19 protein-coding genes are annotated in these 21,097 nt (G+C 73.8%); 14 read left to right on the forward strand and 5 right to left on the reverse strand.

Features of this window, described 5'->3' with window-relative positions; genetic code table 11:
* Positions 1–3: 3 nt before the first annotated feature.
* A complete protein-coding gene (locus tag HT134_RS24125) occupies positions 4–219 on the reverse strand; it encodes a DUF2530 domain-containing protein (RefSeq protein ID WP_175594880.1) in 216 nt (71 codons plus the stop codon).
* 81 nt (positions 220–300) lie between these two features.
* On the opposite strand from HT134_RS24125, the gene HT134_RS24130 reads away from it, so the two are divergent.
* From HT134_RS24130 to thpR, 4 genes are all read left to right on the forward strand, one after another.
* Positions 301–1,743 carry an NCS2 family permease gene (locus HT134_RS24130; protein WP_312888380.1) on the forward strand — a complete coding sequence of 481 codons (1,443 nt, stop codon included), beginning with the start codon at positions 301–303 and terminating at the stop codon, positions 1,741–1,743.
* Between the two features lie 139 nt (positions 1,744–1,882).
* On the forward strand, positions 1,883–2,335 hold the full coding sequence (locus HT134_RS24135) for a MarR family winged helix-turn-helix transcriptional regulator (RefSeq protein ID WP_175602738.1): 453 nt from the start codon (positions 1,883–1,885) through the stop codon (positions 2,333–2,335).
* A 56-nt stretch (positions 2,336–2,391) separates the two neighbouring features.
* Positions 2,392–3,582 (forward strand): MFS transporter, encoded by a 1,191-nt coding sequence (locus HT134_RS24140; RefSeq protein WP_376768108.1) that lies wholly within the window; start codon positions 2,392–2,394, stop codon positions 3,580–3,582.
* A 37-nt stretch (positions 3,583–3,619) separates the two neighbouring features.
* The gene (gene thpR / locus HT134_RS24145; protein ID WP_175602740.1) at positions 3,620–4,177 is read left to right on the forward strand and encodes an RNA 2',3'-cyclic phosphodiesterase; all 558 of its coding nucleotides are present in this window, start codon (positions 3,620–3,622) and stop codon (positions 4,175–4,177) included.
* Between the two features lie 164 nt (positions 4,178–4,341).
* Here thpR and HT134_RS24150 read toward each other — a convergent pair whose 3' ends face one another.
* Entirely contained in the window at positions 4,342–5,310 is a 969-nt protein-coding gene (locus HT134_RS24150; RefSeq protein ID WP_175602741.1) for an aldo/keto reductase, read from the reverse strand.
* A gap of 109 nt (positions 5,311–5,419) precedes the next feature.
* Between HT134_RS24150 and HT134_RS24155 the strand changes: the two genes are divergently transcribed.
* Both HT134_RS24155 and HT134_RS24160 read left to right on the forward strand, forming a co-directional pair.
* The gene (locus HT134_RS24155; RefSeq protein ID WP_175602742.1) at positions 5,420–6,637 is read left to right on the forward strand and encodes an MATE family efflux transporter; all 1,218 of its coding nucleotides are present in this window, start codon (positions 5,420–5,422) and stop codon (positions 6,635–6,637) included.
* 7 nt (positions 6,638–6,644) lie between these two features.
* Positions 6,645–7,715 (forward strand): YjiK family protein, encoded by a 1,071-nt coding sequence (locus HT134_RS24160; protein WP_175602743.1) that lies wholly within the window; start codon positions 6,645–6,647, stop codon positions 7,713–7,715.
* 15 nt (positions 7,716–7,730) lie between these two features.
* Here the strand turns inward: HT134_RS24160 and HT134_RS24165 are convergent, their stop codons facing one another.
* From HT134_RS24165 to HT134_RS24175, 3 genes are all read right to left on the reverse strand, one after another.
* Positions 7,731–8,105: a hypothetical protein gene (locus tag HT134_RS24165; protein ID WP_175602744.1), complete on the reverse strand. Its 375-nt coding sequence runs from the start codon at positions 8,103–8,105 to the stop codon at positions 7,731–7,733.
* A gap of 55 nt (positions 8,106–8,160) precedes the next feature.
* Positions 8,161–8,616 (reverse strand): iron chaperone, encoded by a 456-nt coding sequence (locus HT134_RS24170; protein WP_175602745.1) that lies wholly within the window; start codon positions 8,614–8,616, stop codon positions 8,161–8,163.
* Between the two features lie 84 nt (positions 8,617–8,700).
* Positions 8,701–9,156, reverse strand: coding sequence for a carboxymuconolactone decarboxylase family protein (locus HT134_RS24175; protein WP_175602746.1), 456 nt, complete (start codon positions 9,154–9,156; stop codon positions 8,701–8,703).
* 182 nt (positions 9,157–9,338) lie between these two features.
* Between HT134_RS24175 and HT134_RS24180 the strand changes: the two genes are divergently transcribed.
* The 8 genes from HT134_RS24180 (at position 9,339) to HT134_RS45905 (ending at position 21,083) form a co-directional block, all read left to right on the forward strand.
* Complete coding sequence (locus tag HT134_RS24180; RefSeq protein WP_175602747.1) at positions 9,339–11,810, forward strand: XRE family transcriptional regulator; 2,472 nt, start codon at positions 9,339–9,341, stop codon at positions 11,808–11,810.
* A gap of 113 nt (positions 11,811–11,923) precedes the next feature.
* A complete protein-coding gene (locus HT134_RS24185; RefSeq protein ID WP_175602748.1) occupies positions 11,924–12,931 on the forward strand; it encodes an NAD-dependent epimerase/dehydratase family protein in 1,008 nt (335 codons plus the stop codon).
* A complete protein-coding gene (gene lhgD, locus HT134_RS24190; RefSeq protein ID WP_312888381.1) occupies positions 12,928–14,118 on the forward strand; it encodes an L-2-hydroxyglutarate dehydrogenase in 1,191 nt (396 codons plus the stop codon). The genes HT134_RS24185 and lhgD overlap by 4 nt, the downstream gene beginning before the upstream one ends.
* 17 nt (positions 14,119–14,135) lie before the next feature.
* Positions 14,136–14,828 carry a response regulator transcription factor gene (locus tag HT134_RS24195; RefSeq protein WP_235995810.1) on the forward strand — a complete coding sequence of 231 codons (693 nt, stop codon included), beginning with the start codon at positions 14,136–14,138 and terminating at the stop codon, positions 14,826–14,828.
* Positions 14,828–16,249, forward strand: coding sequence for a sensor histidine kinase (locus HT134_RS24200; protein WP_175602751.1), 1,422 nt, complete (start codon positions 14,828–14,830; stop codon positions 16,247–16,249). The genes HT134_RS24195 and HT134_RS24200 overlap by 1 nt, the downstream gene beginning before the upstream one ends.
* Positions 16,250–16,284: 35 nt before the next feature.
* Positions 16,285–16,971 (forward strand): response regulator transcription factor, encoded by a 687-nt coding sequence (locus tag HT134_RS24205; RefSeq protein WP_175602752.1) that lies wholly within the window; start codon positions 16,285–16,287, stop codon positions 16,969–16,971.
* 9 nt (positions 16,972–16,980) lie between these two features.
* A complete protein-coding gene (locus HT134_RS24210) occupies positions 16,981–18,732 on the forward strand; it encodes an ABC transporter (protein ID WP_246365265.1) in 1,752 nt (583 codons plus the stop codon).
* Positions 18,729–21,083, forward strand: coding sequence for a YfjP family GTPase (locus HT134_RS45905; RefSeq protein ID WP_246365268.1), 2,355 nt, complete (start codon positions 18,729–18,731; stop codon positions 21,081–21,083). Before HT134_RS24210 ends, HT134_RS45905 begins: the two co-directional genes overlap by 4 nt.
* Positions 21,084–21,097: the final 14 nt, after the last annotated feature.

Genomic DNA, 21,097 nt, shown 5'->3' on the forward strand with positions numbered 1-21,097 from the left:
ATGTCAGCTCCGGGAGGCCCGCCGGTGGACGTACCAGAGCCCCATCAGGCCGAGGACGACGCCGGCGACGCACGTCCAGACCCACCACATGTGGGCCGGATCGGGACGCAGCACGAGGAGGACGACGAGCGCCAGCGCCCACAGGCCGGTGCCCACGGCGACGGTCGCGGTGTCGTTGGTCTCGATCGGCTCGGGGTCGGGGTGCCACTCCTGCTTCACGGGTCCAGCCTAGCTTCCAATCCGGTCTCGATCCGATCACCAGCACTTTTACCGGAACGCGACTGCTGCCACTCTTCGCCCGTGAGTGACAGAACTACCGCTATTGACAGATTCTTCGCAATCTCCGCACGAGGTTCGACCGTCTCCCGCGAGATCCGCGGCGGGCTGGCCACGTTCTTCACGATGGCCTACATCGTCGTGCTGAACCCGATCATCATCGCCAACGGCCAGGACGTCGAGAAGCAGTTCATCGGCGACGGGTCGGCGCCGAACGTGGCGCTCGTCGCGGCCGGGACGGCGTTCGTCGCGGGCGTCATGACGATCCTCATGGGCGTCGTGGGCCGCGTGCCGTTCGCCATGGCGGCCGGGCTCGGGCTGAACACCTTCGTCACCTTCAACATCGCCGGGGTGATGAGCTGGGAGGAGGCCATGGGCCTGGTCTTCCTCGAAGGCGTCATCATCGCCGTGCTCGTGCTGACCGGCTTCCGGGTGGCGGTCTTCAACGCGATCCCGGCCCAGCTCAAGACGGCCATCAGCGTGGGCATCGGCCTGTTCATCGCGTTGATCGGCTTCGTGGACGCGGGCTTCGTGCGCCGGGTCGCCGTGGGGCCGCCGCTGGAGATGGGCATCGGCGGCGCGCTCACCTCGTGGCCGATCCTCGTGTTCGTGGTGGGCCTGCTGGCGACGGCCGCGCTGGTGGCCCGCAAGGTCAAGGGCGCGATCCTCATCGGCATCGTCGGCACCACCGTGCTGGCCGTGATCGTGGAGGCGCTGGCCAAGGCGGGCCAGGCGTCGGCCGAGAACCCGGGCGGCTGGCAGCTCAACGTGCCCACCATGCCCAAGACGCTCTTCGACTTCCACAACCCGCTCACGCTCTTCACCGAGTTCGACCCCTTCGGCGCGTTCAGCCGCGTCTCGGTGCTGCTCGTCGCGCTGCTCGTCTTCACCCTGCTCATCACCGACTTCTTCGACACGATGGGCACGATGGTCGGCGTGGGCCGGCAGGCCGGCCTGGTCGGCGAGGACGGCGTGCTGCCCCGCACCCGCGAGATCCTGCTCGTCGACTCGCTCGGCGCGGCGGCGGGCGGCGCCGGTTCGGTGTCGTCCAACACCACCTACATCGAGTCGGCCGCGGGCGTCGGCGAGGGCGCCCGGACCGGCCTGGCCAGCGTCGTCACCGGCCTGCTGTTCCTGGTGGCGATCTTCTTCGCCCCGCTCGTGGCGGTCGTCCCCTACGAGGCCGCCACCCCCGCGCTGGTCGTGGTGGGCTTCCTCATGATGACGTCGGTCCGCGAGATCGACTTCTCCGACTACGAGCTGGCCATCCCCGCCTTCCTCACGATCGTCGTCATGCCGTTCACGTACTCGATCTCGAACGGCGTCGGCGCGGGCTTCGTCAGCTACGTGCTGATCAAGGTGGTGCGGGGCAAGGCCAGGGAGATCCACCCCCTCATGTGGGTCGTGTCGGCCATGTTCCTGCTCTACTTCGCGCTCGGCCCGATCCGGGCGCTGCTGGGGGTCTGAGGACGTACCATTTGCCCAGCTGACCAGCCATGAGGCCGCCCCTCGCAAGGGGGGCGGCCTCGGTGTATCAAGGGGTGAGATAACTCGTGAGTTGGGGAAATATCGTGGTTTGCCCTATAGTTAGCAAAGGTAATGAGACGTGGTAACCAAAACCCAGCAGCAAGCAGATCTGCGCAGCGACGCGGGCTTGGCATCGGCCCTGCGCGTGTCGCTCGCCCGACTGACCCGACGACTGCGCCGGCAGGCGGCGGCGCACACCCTGACACCCACCCAGTTCGCGACCCTCGCCGCCGTGGAGCGACACTCTGGGATCACGCCCGGCGAGCTCGCCGAGCTGGAGAAGGTCCAGCCGCCCTCGATGACGCGCGTGATCGCCGCGCTAGAGGAGCGCGGACTGGTCTCGCGCACGCCGCACCCGACCGACCGGCGCCAGGTGAGCGTGACCGTGACCGAACCCGCCCAGAAGCTGCTGAAGGAGGAGCGCCGCCGCAAGGAGGCGTGGCTGACGCAGCGGCTGAAGGAGCTGACACCCGAGGAGCGGTCGATCCTCAGGCAGGCGGCGCCGATCCTGGAGAAGCTCAGCAGGATATAGAGCCCGAACAACCCGGGACCGGAATGTTCCGGTCGCTCAGGATTCGCAACTACCGCATGTTCGTGGCCGGTGGCGCCGTCTCCAACGTCGGCGGCTGGCTGCAGCGCACGGCCCAGGACTGGCTGGTCCTGGAGCTCACCCACGGCAGCGCGGCGGCGCTGGGAACGGCGACCGCCCTGCAGTTCCTCCCCATGCTCTTCTTCGGCCTCTTCGGCGGCGTGCTGGCCGACCGCTACCCCAAGCGGCCCATCCTCATCGTCGCGCAGTCGCTGATGGCCCTGCTCGCGCTCACCCTCGGCCTGCTCACGGTGACGGGCTCCGCCGAGGTGTGGCACGTGTACGTGATGGCGTTCACGCTCGGCGTGATCTCCTGCGTGGAGGTGCCGACCCGGCAGGCGTTCGTCGTCGAGATGGTCGGCCGGCGCGACCTGTCCAACGCGATCGCGCTCAACAGCTCCTCCTTCAACCTGGCCCGCGTGGTCGGCCCGGCCATCGCCGGTGTGCTGATCTTCGTGCTGGGCGGCACGGGCCCGCTGTTCCTCATCAACGCGCTGACCTTCGCCGGGGTGATCTCCAGCCTGGTCTTCATGCGCAAGTCGGAGCTGCACCTGTCCGAGCCGGTGCCGAGGGCCAAGGGCCAGCTCCGCGAGGGGCTGCGGTACGTGGTGGAGCGCGAGGAGCTCCTCATGCCGGTGCTGCTGATCGGGTTCGTGTCGATGTTCTCGCAGGCGTTCTCGATGTCGATCGCGCTCATGGCGCGCGAGGTCTTCGCCGCGGGGGCGTCCTCGTTCGGCCTGGCGTCCAGCATGTTCGCGGTCGGCGCGCTCGGCGGCGCGCTGCTGGCGGCCCGCAGGTCGCGGCCGTCGCGCAAGGTGCTGATGGCGGGCGCGATCGGGTTCGGCCTGTTCCAGGTCGCCACCGGGCTCGCGCCGTTCTACCCGCTGTACCTGCTGCTGCTCGTCCCCACGGGCGTCGCGCTCATCACGGTCAACACGGCCGCCAACGCCAGCGTCCAGCTCGCCTCCTCGCCGGAGATGCGCGGCCGGGTCATGGGCATCTACATGTTGGTCTTCACCGGCGGCGCGCCGCTCGGCGCCACGCTGGTCGGCTGGCTGTCCGACCTCGGCGGCCCCCGGGCCGGGGTGATGCTCTCCGGCGTGCTCGCGCTCGCGGGCACCGGCCTGGCGCTGCTGGCCACGCGGCTGATCGGGGCGAGGGTACGCCGCACGGTGCCGGCCACCGCCTGACCGCCCCGCCCCGGGACGCGGGGCAGAATCGGATGGCATGAGGCTCTTCGCGGCCGTGGTGCCGCCCGCCGAGGCGCTCGACGAGCTCGAACGCGCCATCGCGCCGCACGTCGGCGAGGTGCCCGGGCTGCGCTGGCCGGACCGCGCCACCTGGCACATCACGCTGGGCTTCTTCGGTGAGGTGCCCGAGGCGGCGCTGCCCGAGCTGGAGACGCGCCTCGCCCGCGCCGTCCACCGCCACCACGCCCTGAACCTGGCCTTCACCGGGTTCGGGGCGTTCTCGTCCGTACGGCGGGCCCGGGTCTTCTGGGCGGCCGTCTCCGGCGACCCCATGCACCGGCTGGCCGACTCGGTCAGGGCCGGCGCCCGCCGGGCCGGGGCGGCGCAGGTGGACGACAAGCGCTTCCACCCGCACCTCACGCTGGCCCGGTCGCGGGCGGAGACGGATCTGCGCCCGCTCGTCGAGTCGCTGTCGGGCTTCAGCGGGACGCCCTGGCGGGCCGAGGCGGTCCGCCTGGTGCGCAGCCACACCGGGCCCCAGGTGAGGTACGAGTCACTGGGGGAGTGGGCGCTGGCACCCTCGCGGCCCGATTAGGCTCCAAGGCGTGGACCGTCCTCGCTCCTGGCTGCTGCCGACCGTGCTCGGCCTCCTGCTGCTGATCGTCGTCATCGGCGCCCTGCTCCGCTGACGCCCCCGCACGGACCGTTCGCCGGGGAGGGGAGTGGCCCGCAGCGGGTGGACGCCGCGGGCCGTCCCGTCTACCAGGCGTAGTCCTCCGGCGCGGTGCGGTGGCCGGGGAACAGCTCGTCCAGGCGCGCCAGCGCCTGCTCGTCCAGCTTGATCTCCAGCGTCCGCAGGCTGCCGTCGAGCTGCTCGATCGTGCGCGGGCCGATGATCGGCGCGGTGACCGCGGGCCGGGTCAGCAGCCAGGCCAGCGCCACGTTCGCCGGCTCCTCGCCCAGCTCGTCGCAGAACTTCTCGTACTGCTCGATCGCGTCGCGGTGCTTCTCCAGCTGCTTGACCATGTGGTCGCTGGCCGAGCGGCCCTTGTCGATCTTGCGGAGCACGCCGCCGAGCAGCCCGCCGCCGAGCGGGCTCCACGGGATGACGCCGAGGCCGTAGTCCTCGCAGGCCGGCAGCACCTCCAGCTCGACCGCGCGGGTGAGCAGGTTGTAGTGGCTCTGCTCGCTGACCAGGCCGAGCGTGTTGCGGCGGGCCGCGGTCTCCTGGGCCTTGGCGATGTGCCAGCCGGCGAAGTTGGACGACCCGACGTAGAGGATCTTGCCCTGCTGGCGCAGGATCTCCATGGCCTCCCAGAACTCCTCGAACGGGGTGTCCCGGTCGACGTGGTGAGCCTGGTAGACGTCGATGTAGTCGGTCTGCATGCGCTTGAGCGAGGCGTCGCAGGCGCGGCGGATGTTGAGCGCGGAGAGCTTGTCGTCGTTGGGCCAGTCGCCCATCGAGCCGTAGAGCTTGGTCGCGATGACCGTCTTCTCCCGGCGCCCGCCGCCCTTGGCGAACCAGTTGCCGATGATCCGCTCGGTGACCCCCTCGCCCTTCTTCCACCCGTACACGTTGGCCGTGTCGAAGAAGTTGATGCCCAGCTCGTGAGCCCGGTCCATGATCGCGAAGGAGTCCTCCTCGCTGGTCGCGGGACCGAAGTTCATCGTGCCGAGGCAGAGCGGGCTGACCTTGAGCCCGCTACGTCCGAGGTTCACATAATCCATACGTCTCAGGCTAAATACCTGGAGCGCACTCCAGGCTAGTAGGGTGACGCGGGTGGGCGCGGTGATCATCAAATCGGCGGTCCCCCTCTTCCTTTCGATGGTGACCGGAATGATCGGCACCCTCGTCGTCACCTCGGTGCTCGGCCGGCACGCCACGGTCACGCTGGCGGCCTTCGCGGTCATGACCGCCGTGCTCAACCCCGCCACCGCCGCCGTCGCGGGGGCGCTGCGCGGCCTGGCGCCGTTCGTCGCGCCCCACCGCGACGAGCCCGCCCGCGCCGTCCCCGTCCTGCGCGACGCCCGCTGGCTCACCCTCCTCGTCGGCACGGCCGGCGCGCTGGCCGTCCTCGCGGTGCCCCCGCTCGCCCGGCTCACGGGCGTGCCCCCGGAGGTGGTCGCCGAGCTGGGCCCGCTGCCCTGGCTGCTCGCCCTCTACCTGCTGGTGTACGCCTCCAGCGGCGGCGCCACCATCGTGCTCGTCGCGCTCGGCCGCAGCCGGGAGGTGCTCTGGTCCAGCCTCGCGGGCACCGCCGTGATGGCCGGCTGCGCGCTCGTCCTGGTGCCGCGCCTCGGCCTGCCCGGGGTGGGCGTCGCGTGGTTGTCGTGGGGGGTCGTCGGTGTGGTGGTGGCCAACCTCTGCCTGCGGCGCGCCATCGGCGTACGGGTGGGCCAGGCCCGGCCCCGGCCCGCCCGGATCGCCGAGCTGGGCCGGGTGAGCCTGCCGCTGGCCGCCACGGTGCTGATCAAGTTCGGCGGGCTCGGCGTCGTCACCTTCGCCGCGAGCACGACCAGCGCCCGGGACGCCGCCGCCCACGCCGTGCTCAGCACGCTCACCGGCCTCATCATGCTGGCCTCGCTGTCCGTGGCGCAGGCGTCGGTGCCGGAGGTGGCCCGCGCGGAGGACCCCGCCGGGGCGCGGCGCGCCAACCGGATCGCGGCGCTGGTCGCGCTCGGTGGCACGGCCGTGGGCGCGCTCGTGCTGTTCGTCCTGCGTGACCCGGTGCTCGCGGCGTTCACCGACGACCCCGCCGTACGGGAGCGGGCGGGCGAGCTGCTGCCGCTCATGCTGCTCGCCTCGGCCGCCGACGGCGCGCAGGCCGTGCAGGGCATCGGGCTGACCGCGCTGAAGAAGTCGGGGGCCAGCATGCTCTACTTCGCCGCCGGCTACGGGCTCATGGTGCTCGCCGCCGTGCCGGTGGCCGCGACCTGGGGGATCACCGGGCTGTGGACGGCGCTGGCCGTGACCAACCTCGTCCTGGTCGTCCTCCAAGGCACGGGTTTCCGCCGGCACAGCGCTCAGGTCGGAAAGGTGGCGGTTGAGGCATGATGGCGGCGTGGGGGACCTGAGACGCGCGGTCATGACGGCCGCGGTGACATGCGCGGTGCTGGGCGGCCTCGCGGCGCCCGCGGCGGCCGGGGGGACGGGGCGGCCGCGCTCGGCGGCCGACGACGTGGGGGAGCGGCTGTTCCGGTTCAAGGACAAGAGGATCACCGAGTCGAGCGGCCTGGCGCTGTCGCCGACGCACGACGGCGTCTACTACACGCACAACGACAGCTCCGCCGCGCCGATCTTCTACGCGGTGGACGGCGACGGGCGCACCCGGGCGACGTTCCACGTGAGCGGGGCGCAGGCACGCGACTGGGAGGCGATGGCCGCCACCAAGGACCCGGCGACCGGGCGCGGGGTGCTCTGGTTCGCCGACATCGGCGACAACCTCGACGGCGCGTGGCCCGACGTGTCGGTCTACAAGGTGACGGAGCCGGAGACCCTGCGGGACGCCACGCTGCCCGCGGTCCGCTACCGGTTCCGCTACGAGGACGGCGCCCGCAACGCCGAGGGCCTCATGGTGCACCCGGTCACCGGGCGGCTGTACGTGGTGTCCAAGGAGTTCGCCGGGTCGGTGTACGCCGCCCCGGCCAAGCTGCGCACCGGCCGGGTGAACGTGCTGCGCAAGGTGGCCGCCGCGCCGCTGATGGCCACCGACGCCGCGTACGCGCCCGACGGCTCCTCGTACGTGATCCGCACCTACTTCTCGGCCACCGTCTACCGGCCGGCCGGCGACATGATCACCAGGATGTCGATGCCGGAGCTCGACCAGGCCGAGTCGATCACGTACACGGCCGACGGCCGGGCCGTGCTGGTGGGCAGCGAGGGGGTGTCGAGCCCGGTCTACCGGGTGCCGCTCCCGGCGGAGGCGCTGCGCGGCGTCAAGGCGTCGGCGCGGCCGTCCGCGACGCCGAGCGCCAGGGCGTCGGGGCGGGCGGCCCGCACGGCCTCGCCCCGGCCGGAGGCGTCGGGCGGCGGCGCGGAGCGCGGCTTAACGGTGCGCGACGTGCTCATCTGGCTGGCAGCCGCCGCGGGGGCGACCGGCGTGATCGCCTACATCGCCCGGCGTACCCGCTGACCGGCCGGAGCGGCCTCAGCGGTGGTGGCGCATCGTGGCGGTGAACATGTCGCCGCGCAGGGCCCGCTCGACGACGGCGATGGCGCGGGCCAGCCGGACCAGGCGTGGTCCCTCCGCGCGGTAGACGTCGAGCACCGCCTCGACGGCGTGCGGCGGGAGATGGCCCTTGAGCTCCACCGCCGCGCTGCGGTATCCCGCGCGGGCGGCTTCGACGTCGGCGTTCACGTGGTGGATCGCCATCCTGGCCAGGGCGATCGGATGGCGCTTGAGGACCTCGTACGCGCGGTAGTCGGGCGGGACGGCGTCGAGGAGCCAGGCCACCGCCGAGGTCTCCCAGTCGGGCACGCTGGGCGGGCGGACCTCGGCCGGCCACTCCGGCGGCAGGTACATGAGTCCATCGTACTCACGTTCGATTGGACCGGTCCGGCCGCGTCGCCCCGGCGGTTCAGCCCGCCGCCCGCTTCACGAGCTCGGCGATCCGCGCCTCCTCGGCGGCGGTCACCTCGGTCAGGGCGTAGGCGGTCGGCCACATGGCGCCCTCGTCGAGCTTCGCCGGGTCGTTGAAGCCGAGCGTGGCGTAGCGGGTCTTGAACTTCCGGGAGGGCTGGAAGAAGCAGACGATCTTGCCGTCCCTGGCGTACGCGGGCATCCCGTACCAGAGCTTCGGCGCGAGGTGCGGCGCGTTCTCCTTGATCACGGCGTGGATCCGCTCGGCCATGAACCGGTCGTCCGGGTCGTCCATCTCGGCGATCTTCGCCACCACGGCGGCCTCCTCCTCCGCCGCCTTCTCGGCGGCCGAGGCGCGGCGGGAGGACGCCCGCAGCTCCTTGGCGCGCTCCTTCATCGCGGCGCGCTCCTCGTCCGTGAACGTCTCGGCCGTGGCGTCGGTCTTCTTGGTCATCGCGGGGTCCTTCCGGTACGTGGCTGGATGGGGGACAACGTCATGCTAAGGAGTGCTGGTGGGGATGCCGAGGCGGGAGCCCGGTCAGCCCCAGGCGCCGGCGATCTGGCGCGTCGTGGCGTTGAGCCGGTTGAACAGGTTGGTGACGCCGATCATCATGACGATCGCGGCGAGCTGCTTCTCGTCGAAGTAGGTGGCGGCCCTGTCCCACACCTCGTCGTTCACCGGGTCCGGCCGGTCGGCCAGCCGCGTCGCGGCCTCGGCCAGCGCGAGGGCGGCCCGCTCCGGCTCGGTGAAGTAGGGGGCCTCGCGCCAGGCGGCGACCGTGGCCAGCCGCTCGTCGCTCACTCCGGCCTTGCGGGCCGTCTTGGCGCCGGCGTCGACGCAGGCGCTGCACCCGTTGATCTGGCTCACCCGCAGGTGCACCAGCTCCAGCGTCTGCCCGTCGACCCCGCCGGAGTGCACGGCCTTGAAGATGTCCTGGATCGGCTGCATCGCGCCCGGCAGGACGAACGCGGGGTTCTGCATGCGAGACTGCACGTCGGTCGCTCCTCTTCGGTCGGCGCCCCGTTCCGTTCCGTTCGGGGCGTGACTCCATGACAGCCGAACGGGCTCGCCACGACCACGGCGATGGGACACCGTGGGACACCTGGCACGACCTTGACCAGCGATAACCTGGCCCGGGAAAATCCCGGCGACATGGGACAGAAGGGCGGAGTGCGGTGGACACGCGACAGCGGACGGCACAGACTGACCCGCAGGAGGAGCTGGCCGCCCGGTTGCGCGTGCTCCAGAACCTGTCCGGGCTCGGCGTCCGGGCCCTGGCCAGGGACGCCGGCCTCAGCTCCTCGTCGCTGTCGCGCTACCTCAACGGCCAGACCGTGCCTCCCTGGTCCACGGTGATCGCGCTCTGCCGCCTCGTCAAGCGCGACCCCCGCCCGCTGCGTCCCCTGTGGGAACGCGCGTCCGACCCCTTGCCAGCGCCGCCGAAGGCCAGCCGCCTGGTCCCGCCGCAGCCCCGCAACGACCTGCCGCGCGACGTGCCCGACTTCACCGGCCGCGAGGCCCAGCTCGCCGCCGTGCTCGCCGCGGTGGACAGCCACCGGGTCGTCGCGATCGACGGCATGGCGGGCGTGGGCAAGAGCTGCCTGGCGGTGCACGCCGCGCACCGGCTCGCCGACCGCTACCCGGACGCCCAGCTCTACGTGGACCTGCACGGGTTCACCGAGGGCCGGCCGCCGCTCGATCCCGACTCCGCGCTGCGGATGCTGCTCGGCGCGCTCGACGTCCCGTCCGAGAGGGTCCCGCAGGACGGCCTCGAACAGCTCGCCGCCTGCTGGCGGTCGGAGCTGGCCCGCCGTCGCGTCGTCGTGGTCCTCGACAACGCCGCCGACGCCGACCAGCTCCGCCCGCTGCTGCCCGGCGCCGGCCCCTCCGTCGCCCTGATCACGAGCCGCAACCGGCTGCTGGGCCTGGAGGAGGTGCCTCCGGTGTCGCTCGACGTGCTGACCCCGGAGGAGAGCGCGCAGCTGCTGGCCCGCGCCAGCGGCGACCCCAGCGGCCCCGACGGCCGGCTGTCCCGAGACCCCGAGGCCACCGCCGAGGTGCTGCGGCTGTGCGGCCATCTGCCGCTGGCCCTGCGCCTGGCGGCGGCCCGGCTGCGGCACCGGCCGGGCTGGACCGTGGGCATCCTCGTCGAGCGCATGGCGGAGGGGGCGAGCGAGTTCGACACCGCGCTCGCCATGTCCGTGCGGCAGCTGGACCGGGCCCAGGCCCGCCTGTTCCGGCTGCTCGGCCTGCTGCCCGGGGCGTCCTTCGACGAGTACGTGGCGGCCGCGCTGGCGGACATACCGGTGCGCACCGCGCGGGCGACGCTGGAGGACCTGCTCGACGCGCACCTCGTCCAGCAGCCGACCCCCGGCCGCTACCGGCTGCACGACCTGGTGCACCAGCACGCGCGCCAGGCCACCGCGGATCAGGACTCGGCCGCCGAGCGCGAGCGGGCGCTGGGCCGGGTGCTCGACTACTACGTGCACGCGGCGGCCGCCGCCGACGCCGCGATGCCGTTCGTCTCGGCCGGCCGGGCGCCCTCGGCGGGACGGCCCCCGGCCGAGCTGCCGCGCTTCGCGGACAAGAACGCGGCCCTGGCCTGGTTCGTCGCGGAGTACGCGAACCTGATCGGCGTCTTCGAGACGGCGGCCGCGATCGGGGCCGACGCGCACGTGTCCGAGCTGCCGCGCTTCCTGCGGGCGTACTTCGCGCGGCGCTGCGGCACGACGCATCTCAACGTCCTGTTCGAGCGGTCGCTGGCCGCCGCCGAGCGCCTGGGCGACCCGCTGCGGCTGGCCGAGGCGCACAGCGACCTGGGCTTCGCCCGCTACAACGCGGGCCGGACGGCGGAGGCCGCCGCCGCGTACGAGGCGGCCGGACGCCTGCTGTCCCAGGCGCGCGACCTCCGCGCGGAGGCCGAGCTGGCCGTCCGGCGCGGCTACCTGAGCTGGGACGAGGGCCGTGTCGAGGAGCCGCTCGAACTCTTCCGGCTGGCGGGGGAGCTGTACGACGAGGCCGGGAGCGTGACGGGCGCCGCCCACGCGGCGGCGGCGGAGGGCTGGGCGATGCTCCAGCTCGGACACCGCGAGGAGGCGGCGCGGCTGGCCCGGGAGGTGCTGGACATCCCGCACGGCGACCCCGCCTGGCCACCCACCCTGACGGCCCGGATCATCCTCGGCGTGGCCATCGCCCGCGAGGAGCCCGAGGAGGCGACGGAGCACCTGCACCGGGCGCTCGCGCTGGCCCGCGAGGACGGGCACCTGAACAACCAGGCGTGGTGCCTCAACTGCCTGGGCGTCGCGCTGCGGCAGATGGGCCGCTACGACGAGGCGCTGGCCAGCCACCGGGAGGCTTTCGCGCTGCTGGACGAGCTGTTCGAGGAGCACTGGAAGCTCCGCTTCCTCAACGGGTACGGCGAGACCTGCCGGCTCGCGGGCCTGCCCGAGGAGGCCCTGCGGCTGCACCGGGAGGCGCTGGAGCTGGCCCCGAGACTGGGCTACCGGTACGAGAAGGCGCAGGCCCACGAGGGGATCGCGATCGTGCTCGACGAGCGGGATCCGGCCGCGGCCGCCCGGCATCGGGAGGCGAGGACGGTCATCCTGAAGGAGCTCGGCCTGGAGGAGACCGCCCTCCAGAGCCGGTAGCACGGCGCCGCCCGGAGCCGGCAGCACGGCGCTCTCCAGAGCCGGCGGCCCAGCGCGCGTGCCGTTCCGCGCGGGCCGTTGCCCGGCAACCAAGTGAGCGCTAGGTTGCCAGCATGCGCGTGCTGGTCACCGGTGCCTCCGGGTTCGTCGGAGCGCACGCCGCCGTCGCCCTCGCCGAGGCCGGGCACGAGCCGCACCTCCTCGTCAGGGACCCGGCCAAGGCCGCGCGGTCCCTCGCGGGGGCGGGGGCGCCCGGCGCCGCCTGGCCGCTGCACCGGGCCGACATCCGCGACGCCGCCGCCGTCCGCGACGCGCTCAAGAGCTGCGACGCCGTGCTGCACGCCGCCGCCGACATGGGCGTCACCGGGCACGGCGCCGACCTGCGCGGCTCGAACGTCGTCGGCCTGCGCAACGTCCTCGACCAGGCCGTGGAACTGGGGCTCGACCCGGTCGTGCACGTGTCCACGGTGGCGGTGTTCGTCCCGCCGGCCGGGCCGCGCATCACCCCCGACAGCCCCCTGGCCGTCCCGCGCAACGCGTACGGCCGCTCGAAGGCCGAGGGCGAGCGCCACGCGCGCGGCCTCGGCGGCGTGACGATCGTCTACCCCGGCGGCCTGCTCGGGCCCGGCCAGCCCCGGCTGGACGCGCTCAACGAGGGTTTCCGGGCGGGCACGCGCTCCGGCTGGCCGGTGATCCCGGGCGGGGTGGGCGTCCTGGACGTGCGCGACCTGGCGGTGGCGCTGGCGCGCTGTTTCACGGCCGGGCAGGGCGCACGCCGCTACCTCATCGGCGGACATTTCAGGACCTGGGCGGAGCTGGCCGCGCTGTGCGCCGGCCTGACCGGCCGCCGGGTCCGCACGTACCGGCTGCCCCCCGTCCTGCTGCGCGCGGTCGCGACCGCCCTCGACGGCGCCAAGGCCCTCGGCGCCCCCGTCGCCTACCCGCTGACCCGCGACGCCGCCGACATCATGCTCACCATGGTCCCCACCGACGACAGCCCCGCGCTGAAGGCGCTCGGCGTCACCTTGCGTCCAGTGGAAGACACCGTTTCGGATACATTGCGGTGGCTGTGTGCGGAAGGGCACCTGGATCGGTGGGAAATCGGCAGACTGTCGCCGTGACGGAGAAGATTGGCATCGTCGGCGCCGGCATCGTCGGCCTGGCGGTCGCCCGCGAGCTGGCCACGGTCCGGGGCGCCGAGGTGACCGTGCTGGAGAAGGAGAGCCGGGTCGCGGCCCACCAGACGGGACACAACAGCGGCGTGGTCCACGCCGGCATCTACTACCCGCCCGGCTCGCTCAAGGCCCGGCTGTGCCGCGAGGGCGTGGCGCTGCTCAAGGACTACTGCGCCCGGCACGCGCTGCCGTACGAGGAGGTCGGCAAGCTCGTCGTGGCGAGCACCCGCGCCGAGCGGCCGCTGCTGAAGGCGCTGGCCGAGCGGGCGCGGGCCAACGGCGTGCCCGGCATCGCCGAGCTCGACGCGCTCGGCCTGCGCGAGATCGAGCCGCACGCCGTAGGCGTCGGCGCCGTCCACTCGCCGCACACGGCGATCACCGACTTCCCGGCGATCGCCCGCCGCCTCGCGCTCGACGTGGAGGAGCAGGGCGGGTCCGTACGGCTGGAGCACCCGGTCCGCGCGATCCGGGAGACCGCCTCGGGCGTGGAGGTGATCGCGGGCGGGCGGCGCTTCGCCTTCGACCGGCTGGTGGTCTGCGCCGGGCTCGGCACCGACGCGGTCGCCGCGATGACCGGCCGCCGGGGCGACATCAGGATCGTGCCGTTCCGCGGCGAGTACTACGAGCTCGCCGAACCCGCCCGTGACCTGGTGCGCGGCCTGATCTACCCGGTGCCCGACCCGCGCTACCCGTTCCTCGGGGTCCACCTGACCCGGCACATCGGCGGCGAGGTGCTCGTCGGGCCGAACGCCGTGCTGGCCCTCGCCTACGAGGGCTACCGCCGGCGCGACGTGCGCGACCTGCGGCGGATCGTCGGCTGGCCGGGCACGGTCCGGATGGCCGGACGGCACTGGCGCACCGGCCTCAGGGAGATCTACGGCTCGCTCGCCAAGCGCGCCTTCCTCAAGGCGGCCCGGCGCTACGTGCCCGAGCTGACCGCCGAGGACCTGCGCCGGGCCGAGGGCGGCGTGCGCGCCCAGGCCGTGACCAGGGACGGCCGCCTGGTCGACGACTTCGCCGTGGACGTGGCCGGCAGGGTGGTGCTCGTCCGCAACGCGCCCTCTCCGGCGGCCACGTCCAGCCTGGCGATCGCCCGGCATATCACCGCACTTGTCCCAGCACCCGTCCGATGAGTGCATCCTTGGAGGTGATGGAAGCGCGCCTGCTGATCGTCGAGGACGACCCCAACATCCTCGAACTCCTCGCCGCGAGCCTGAGGTTCGCGGGGTTCGACGTGACCACGGCCAAGAGCGGCCACGACGCCGTCGCCGCCGTGCAGCGGCACCGGCCGGACCTCATCGTGCTCGACGTCATGCTGCCCGACCTCGACGGGTTCGAGATCGTGCAGCGGCTGCGCGGCGGCGGGACGCACACCCCCGTGGTGTTCCTCACCGCCCGCGACGAGACCGAGGACAAGATCCGCGGGCTCACCCTCGGCGGCGACGACTACGTGACCAAGCCGTTCAGCCTCGAAGAGGTGGTGGCCCGCATCCACGCGGTGCTGCGCCGCACGACCGGCGACGGCCCCGCGCCGCCGCCCCGGCTCACCTTCGCCGACATCGAGCTCGACGAGGAGAGCCACGAGGTGTGGCGCGGCGGCACCGCGGTCCCGCTCTCGCCCACCGAGTTCAAGCTGCTGCGCTACTTCATGACCAACGCGGGCCGGGTCCTGTCCAAGCCGCAGATCCTCGACCACGTCTGGGACTACGACTTCAGGGGCGAGGTCGGCATCGTCGAGTCGTACGTGTCGGTGCTCCGCCGCAAGATCGACAACCGGAGCCCGCGGCTCATCCACACGCTGCGGGGCGTCGGCTACGTCCTGCGCCTGCCACCGAGTCCCTGATGGCGCGGCTGCCGCTCAGGATCAAGCTGATCGCCGCGATGCTGGCGCTGCTCGCGCTCGGCCTCACCTTCATCGGCCTGGTCAGCGTCTCGGTCCTGCACGGCTACCTGCTCGACCGGGTGGACGGCCAGGTCAACCTGGTCGCCGTCCGCATGCAGAAGAAGCTGGAGTACGACCACCAGCGGCGCGAGAAGGGGCGCAAGGTCGGCGACAAGCCGATCCTCATCGAGTCCGACACGATCGTCCTGGTACGCGACAAGAGCGGCCGCTACCAGCCGCTCCAGATCGACCGCGACGTGGACTTCAAGTCCAAGCCGGTGCTGCCCTCCTCGCCCGGCCCCGGCATCCACACCGCCAAGGCCGCCAACGGCGAGGGCGAGTGGCGGGTGCTGCACACCGAGACCCCGTACGGCGCGTTCGTCGTGGCCGCCGACCTGACCGAGGTGGACGAGATCACCCGCCGGCTCGGCCTCATCGAGCTGCTCGGCGGCGGCGGCATCCTGCTCATCCTCACCGTCGTGGGCGTCACCAGCGTGCGGGCCAGCATGCGGCCGCTGATCCAGATCGAGCGCACCGCCGAGGCCATCGCCGCCGGCGAGCTGGGCCGGCGCGTGCCCGACGGCGACCCGCGTACCGAGGTGGGCCGCCTGGCCCGTTCGCTCAACGGCATGCTGGCGCAGATCGAGGCCGCGTTCGCCGCCCGCTCGGCCTCCGAGGCGGCGGCGCGCCGCTCCGAGGACCGCATGCGCCAGTTCGTCGGCGACGCCTCCCATGAGCTGCGCACGCCCCTCACCTCCATCCGCGGCTTCGCCGAGTACGCCCGGCAGAACCCCGGCGCCGACCCCGCCGAACTCATGCAGCGCGTGGAGAAGGCGGCCGGCCGGATGAGCCTGCTCGTTGACGACCTGCTGCTGCTCGCCCGCGTCGACCAGCAGCGCCCCCTCAGCATGCGGCCGGTGGACATGCTGGCGCTGGCCGCCGACGCCGTCCACGACGCCCGCATCCTGCAGCCCGACCGGCTGATCACCCTCGACGTCGTCGGCGGCGCCGCCCTCATCGTCTCCGGCGACGAGGTGCGCCTGCGCCAGGTCATCGGCAACCTGGTCACCAACGCCCTCGTCCACACCGACCAGGGCGCCCCGGTCACCATCCGCGTCGGCGCCGGCGAGGAGACCCTGTTCCTGGAGGTCGCCGACAAGGGCCCCGGGCTCCCGCCCGAGCAGGCCGAGCGGGTCTTCGAGCGCTTCTACCGGGCCGACAGCGCCCGCTCGCGGCGGCGGGCCGGCGACGACCGGGGCAGCGGCCTGGGCCTCGCCATCGTGCAGGCCCTCGTCCAGGCCCACGGCGGAACCGTGACGCTGACCACCGCGCTCGGCGCGGGCTGCACCTTCCGCGTCGAACTCCCACTCGCCTTGGAGTGACCCTTCAGCTATTCCTCAGCTCCCTGGGTAACGCTATGGAGGTGACCACACCCGAAGCGTTGATCATGGTGGTGGACGACGAGCCCAGCATCAGGGACCTGCTGTCCGCCAGCCTGCGCTTCTCCGGGTTCGAGGTGCTGACCGCCGCCGACGGCTACGAGGCCGTCGAGGTGGCCGAACGCGCCTCGCCCGACCTCGTCGTGCTCGACGTGATGCTGCCCGACCTCGACGGGTTCGAGGTGGCCAGGCGGATCACCGCCCCCGTGCTGTTCCTCACCGCCCGCGACGCCACCGAGGACAAGATCGCCGGGCTCGGCGTGGGCGACGACTACGTCACCAAGCCGTTCAGCCTGGAGGAGGTGCAGGCCCGCATCCGCGCGGTGCTGCGCCGCACCCGCGGCGAGAACGCCCCCGCCACCCGGTTGAAGGTCGCCGACCTGGAGCTCGACGAGCACGCGCGCGAGGTGTGGCGGGCCGGGAAGCCGGTGCGGCTGTCGCCGACCGAGTTCAAGCTGCTGCACTACTTCATGTCCAACGCCGGGCGGGTGCTGTCCAAGGCGCAGATCCTCGACCACGTGTGGAACTACGACTTCGGCGGCGACGCCGGCGTGGTCGAGTCGTACGTCTCCTACCTGCGGCGCAAGGTCGACGCCATCGAGCCGCGGCTGATCCACACGCTACGGAGCGTCGGATATGTGCTTAGGGAGCCGCCTGCGGGCTAGTTTCAGGACATGGACCTGCCAGGTGCGCTGGAGGCGCTGCGGCGCCGGCTCGACGGCGAGCTGTTCCCGCTGGCCATCGGCCGTGCCGAGGAGGACCGCCGGCTGCTCAGGGAGCTGACCGGACAGCTCGACGACTACCTCCTGCCGCGCCTGCGCGCGATCGACGCGCCGCTGCTCGCCGTGGTGGGCGGCTCCACCGGGGCGGGCAAGTCCACGCTGGTCAACTCGCTGGTCGGGGCGGACGTGGCCGAGCCCGGCGTGCTGCGGCCCACCACGCTCGTGCCGACGCTCGTGGCCAGCCCGGCGGACCGCGACTGGTTCATGGGCCCGAACGTGCTGCCCGGACTGTCGCGGGCCGGCGGCGCCGGTCAGGGGACGGCCGGGGCGTTGCGCGTCGTCACCTCTGACGCGCTCGGGGCCGGGCTGGCCCTGCTGGACGCCCCCGACATCGACTCCGTGGTGACCGCCAACCGGGAGCTCGCCGCGCAGCTGCTCGCCGCCGCCGACCTGTGGCTGTTCGTCACGACCGCCGCCCGCTACGCCGACGAGGTGCCGTGGAGCTTCCTGCGCCTGGCCCGGGAGCGCAGCACCGCGCTGGCCGTCGTCCTCGACCGGGTGCCCTCGGAGGCCGCCGAGCCGGTCACCCGGGACCTCGAACGCCTCCTCGTCGCCAACGGGCTCGACGGCACCCGCCTGTTCACCGTGCCGGAGGCGGCGCTGCCCTCGGAGAAGGCGCGGCTGCCCGCCCCGCTCGTCGCGCCCATCGCCGCCTGGCTGGCCGGGCTGGCCGACGACGCCGCCGAACGGGCCCGGGTCGTGCGGCAGACGCTGTCCGGGGCGCTCGACAGCCTCGCGGCCCGGGTGCCCGAGCTGGCCGAGGCCGTGCGGCGGCAGCAGGCGGGCTTCGACGGGCTGCGCTCCATCGTGTCGGGGGCGTACGCGGGCGCGATGGCCGACTTCGACGAGGGCATGCGCGACGGGTCGCTGCTGCGCGGCGAGGTGCTGGCCCGCTGGCAGGACTTCATCGGCACCGGTGACCTCATGCGCTCGCTGGAGAGCCGGGTGGGCTGGCTGCGCGACCGGGTCGTGTCGTTCTTCACCGGCCGCGTGCCCGCCGCCGAGCTGCGCGACGCGCTGGAGAGCGGGGTGGAGACGCTGATCAGGGGCGCCGCCGACGCCGCCGCCGAGCGGGCGCTGGACGGCTGGTCCGCCGCGCCCGGCGGGCCCGGGATCATCGAGCGGATCGGCGCCGTCGAGGCCGCCCGGCTCGGCCGCGCCTCGCCGGACCTGGGCAAGCGGGCCGAGGCGGCGGTGCGGGGGTGGCAGGAGTTCGTGATGGACCTCGTACGGCAGGAAGGCTCGGAGCGGCGGACCACGGCGCGGCTGGCGTCGTTCGGGGTGAACGGGGCGGGCTTGCTGATCATGCTGGCGGTGTTCGCCTCGACGGGCGGGCTGACCGGCATCGAGGTGGGCATCGCGGGCGGCACGAGCGTGCTGTCGCAGAAGCTGCTGGAGGCGATCTTCGGTGACCAGGCGGTGCGGACGCTGACGGTCCGGGCGCGGGAGGACCTGCGGGAGCGGGTGCGGGCGCTGACGGACGAGGAGGCGGCCCGGTACACGGCGCTGCTGGAGCCGATCGAGCCGCCGCCGGGCACGGCGGACGCCCTGCTGGAGGCGGCGGGCGCGGTGCGCGCGCACCGCACGGAACTCCCGGACGCGCCGGGGGTTTCGCGGCCGGGTTCGTCGGGGGGCGGGGGATGAGGCTGCTGCGCCGCAAGGAGGGGCCGTCGCTGGACTCCCGGCTGGAGGCCCTGCTGGAGGCCGCCACGCTGGCCGAGGGACGGCTGCCGGACGGCGCGGTGGAGTCCGCGCGCGGCGTGGCCGAGCGGGCCGGGGCGCGCCGCAGGCTGTCGGCCGAGCACACGGTCGTCGCCCTGGCCGGGGCCACGGGGAGCGGGAAGTCGTCGCTGTTCAACGCGCTGGCGGGGGCCGAGGTGGCGGCGGTGGGCGTCACGCGGCCGACGACGTCGGCGGTGCAGGCGGCGGTGTGGGACGGCGGCGCGGGCGCCGCGGGCCCGCTCCTGGACTGGCTGGACGTCTTCACCCGCCACCAGACGGGCGGCCCTTCGGAGGGGGGCTCTCCGGCGGACCCCGACCTGTCCGGACTCGTCCTCCTGGACCTTCCCGACCACGACTCCATCCAGCTCGGCCACCGCCTGGAGGTGGACCGCCTGGTCGAGCTGGTGGACCTGCTGGTGTGGGTCCTGGACCCGCAGAAGTACGCCGACGCGGCACTCCACGAGCGCTACCTGCGCCCGCTGTCCGGGCACCGCGACGTGATGGTGGTGGCGCTCAACCACGCCGACCGGCTGCCGCCCGACGCGGTGGACCGCTGCCTCGGCGACGTGCGGCGCCTGCTGGACGACGACGGTCTGAAGGGCGTGCCCGTGCTCGCCACCTCGGCCCGTACGGGCAGAGGCCTGGCGGAGCTGCGCACGCTGCTGGCGGGGCGCGTCGCCGACCGGCGCGCCTGGGCGGCCCGCCTGGCGGCCGACGTCACCACCGCCGCCGACCTCCTGGCGGCCGCTTCGGTCAGCCCTCCGGAGGTCCCCGTCCTCGCGCCGAACGCCCCTCCCGTCCCGGCGCCGCTCTCTGCCGACGTACCGGGGACGACGGGGCCGGGGGCGACGGGGCCGGGGGCGACGGGGCCGGGGACGCGGGACACAGGTGGCGGCGGGACGCGCGCGACGACGGGGGACAGGATCTCGCGGAGCCCTGCGGGCGCCGCAGGTGGGCAGGGCTCCGCGTCCGGGGAGCCGGCTTCGGGCGAGGACCGGGCGCGTGGCAGCAGGGATGAGGGCGTCTCCGTCGCTCCTGCGGCGGGTGGCGCGGGCGCCGGGGCGGCGAACGGCCCGACGGCCGTGTCCGGCCCGACAGCCGTGTCCGGCGCGCCGCGTGCCGGGGTGTCTCGGGAACCGGGCGGCGAGCCCTCCGGGGGGACGGCCTCAGCGGCGCGGGCCCGGGAGGAAGGGCGGCCTGGTGGGCGGGCCGGGGTGCTGGCGGCGGGAAGGGAGATCACACGTTCGGCCGAGCTGCCGGAGGCGCCCTCGGGCAGGGACGTCTCGGCGCGGCTGGGGCGACGGCTCACGGTGGCGCTGGAGGAGGCGGCCGGGGTGCCGCTCGTGCTGGAGGCCGTGGCGAAGGGACACCGGCACCGGGCCGTGGTCGCCACCGGCTGGCCGGTCACCCGGTGGATCCGCCGCCTCAGACCCGACCCCCTGCGCCGCCTCCGCCTCGGCATGGGCGTGAGCACCGGCACTCGGAACGGCACGAGCGGCGGCACCCCGGGCGCGGGAGGCGCGATCGTCGCGCGAGGCGGGACGCCCGCCCCCGGGACCCCCGCCCCGCGAAGTGGGGCGCCCGCCGCAGGGACCCCCGCCCCCCGAGGTGGGGCGCCCGCCGCCGGGACGCGCGTCCCGCGAGGCGGAGCGCACGCCGCCGGGACTCCCGCTCCGCGTGGCGAGGGTCAGGAGATCGTGGGCCGTACGTCCCTGCCCGCCGCCTCCGCCGTGCAGAAGGCGCGGGTCGAGACCGCGATCCGCGACGTCGGCGAGGCCGCCGCGACCGGGCTGCCCGGCCCCTGGGAGGGGGCCGTGCGGCGCGCGGCGCGGGCGCGCTCCGGCGAGCTGGCCGACGCCGTGGACCGGGCCGTGGGCCGGACGTCCGTCCAGGCCGTCCGGCCGCCCCGCTGGTGGAAGGCCGTCGGGACGGTGCAGTGGCTGGTGTTCGCCACGATGGTGGTGGGCGCGCTCTGGCTCGGCGTGCTGTTCGGGCTGGACTACCTGCGGCTGCCGGAGCTGCCGGTGCCCACGCTCGGGGTGGTGCCGTGGCCGACCGTGCTGCTCGTCGGGGGAGCGCTGACGGGGGTCGTGGTCGCGCTGCTGTCCCGGCTGGCGGCCTGGGTGGGCGGCCGGCGTCGTGCCCGCCGTACCGCCAAGGCCATGCACGCCGCCGTCGGGGAGGTCGGCGCCGCGTACGTGCTCCGTCCGGTGGAGGCGGAGATCGACGCCTACGCCCGCTTCCGTGACGCCGTGGAACGGGCCCGCGCCTGACCCCATGCGCGCCG

The sequence above is a fragment of the Nonomuraea rhodomycinica genome, assembly GCF_013363995.1.
GTDB classification, from domain to species: domain Bacteria; phylum Actinomycetota; class Actinomycetes; order Streptosporangiales; family Streptosporangiaceae; genus Nonomuraea; species Nonomuraea rhodomycinica.

Coding starts and splice junctions, on each gene's coding strand:
- HT134_RS24205 (WP_175602752.1), top strand. CDS start 16,285: ATGGAGGTGACCACACCCGAAGCGTTGATCATGGTGGTGGACGACGAG.
- HT134_RS24140 (WP_376768108.1), top strand. CDS start 2,392: ATGTTCGTGGCCGGTGGCGCCGTCTCCAACGTCGGCGGCTGGCTGCAG.
- HT134_RS24165 (WP_175602744.1), bottom strand. CDS start 8,105: ATGTACCTGCCGCCGGAGTGGCCGGCCGAGGTCCGCCCGCCCAGCGTG.
- HT134_RS24155 (WP_175602742.1), top strand. CDS start 5,420: ATGATCGGCACCCTCGTCGTCACCTCGGTGCTCGGCCGGCACGCCACG.
- HT134_RS45905 (WP_246365268.1), top strand. CDS start 18,729: ATGAGGCTGCTGCGCCGCAAGGAGGGGCCGTCGCTGGACTCCCGGCTG.
- HT134_RS24150 (WP_175602741.1), bottom strand. CDS start 5,310: ATGGATTATGTGAACCTCGGACGTAGCGGGCTCAAGGTCAGCCCGCTC.
- thpR (WP_175602740.1), top strand. CDS start 3,620: ATGAGGCTCTTCGCGGCCGTGGTGCCGCCCGCCGAGGCGCTCGACGAG.
- HT134_RS24200 (WP_175602751.1), top strand. CDS start 14,828: ATGGCGCGGCTGCCGCTCAGGATCAAGCTGATCGCCGCGATGCTGGCG.
- HT134_RS24195 (WP_235995810.1), top strand. CDS start 14,136: ATGGAAGCGCGCCTGCTGATCGTCGAGGACGACCCCAACATCCTCGAA.
- HT134_RS24210 (WP_246365265.1), top strand. CDS start 16,981: ATGGACCTGCCAGGTGCGCTGGAGGCGCTGCGGCGCCGGCTCGACGGC.
- HT134_RS24170 (WP_175602745.1), bottom strand. CDS start 8,616: ATGACCAAGAAGACCGACGCCACGGCCGAGACGTTCACGGACGAGGAG.
- HT134_RS24185 (WP_175602748.1), top strand. CDS start 11,924: ATGCGCGTGCTGGTCACCGGTGCCTCCGGGTTCGTCGGAGCGCACGCC.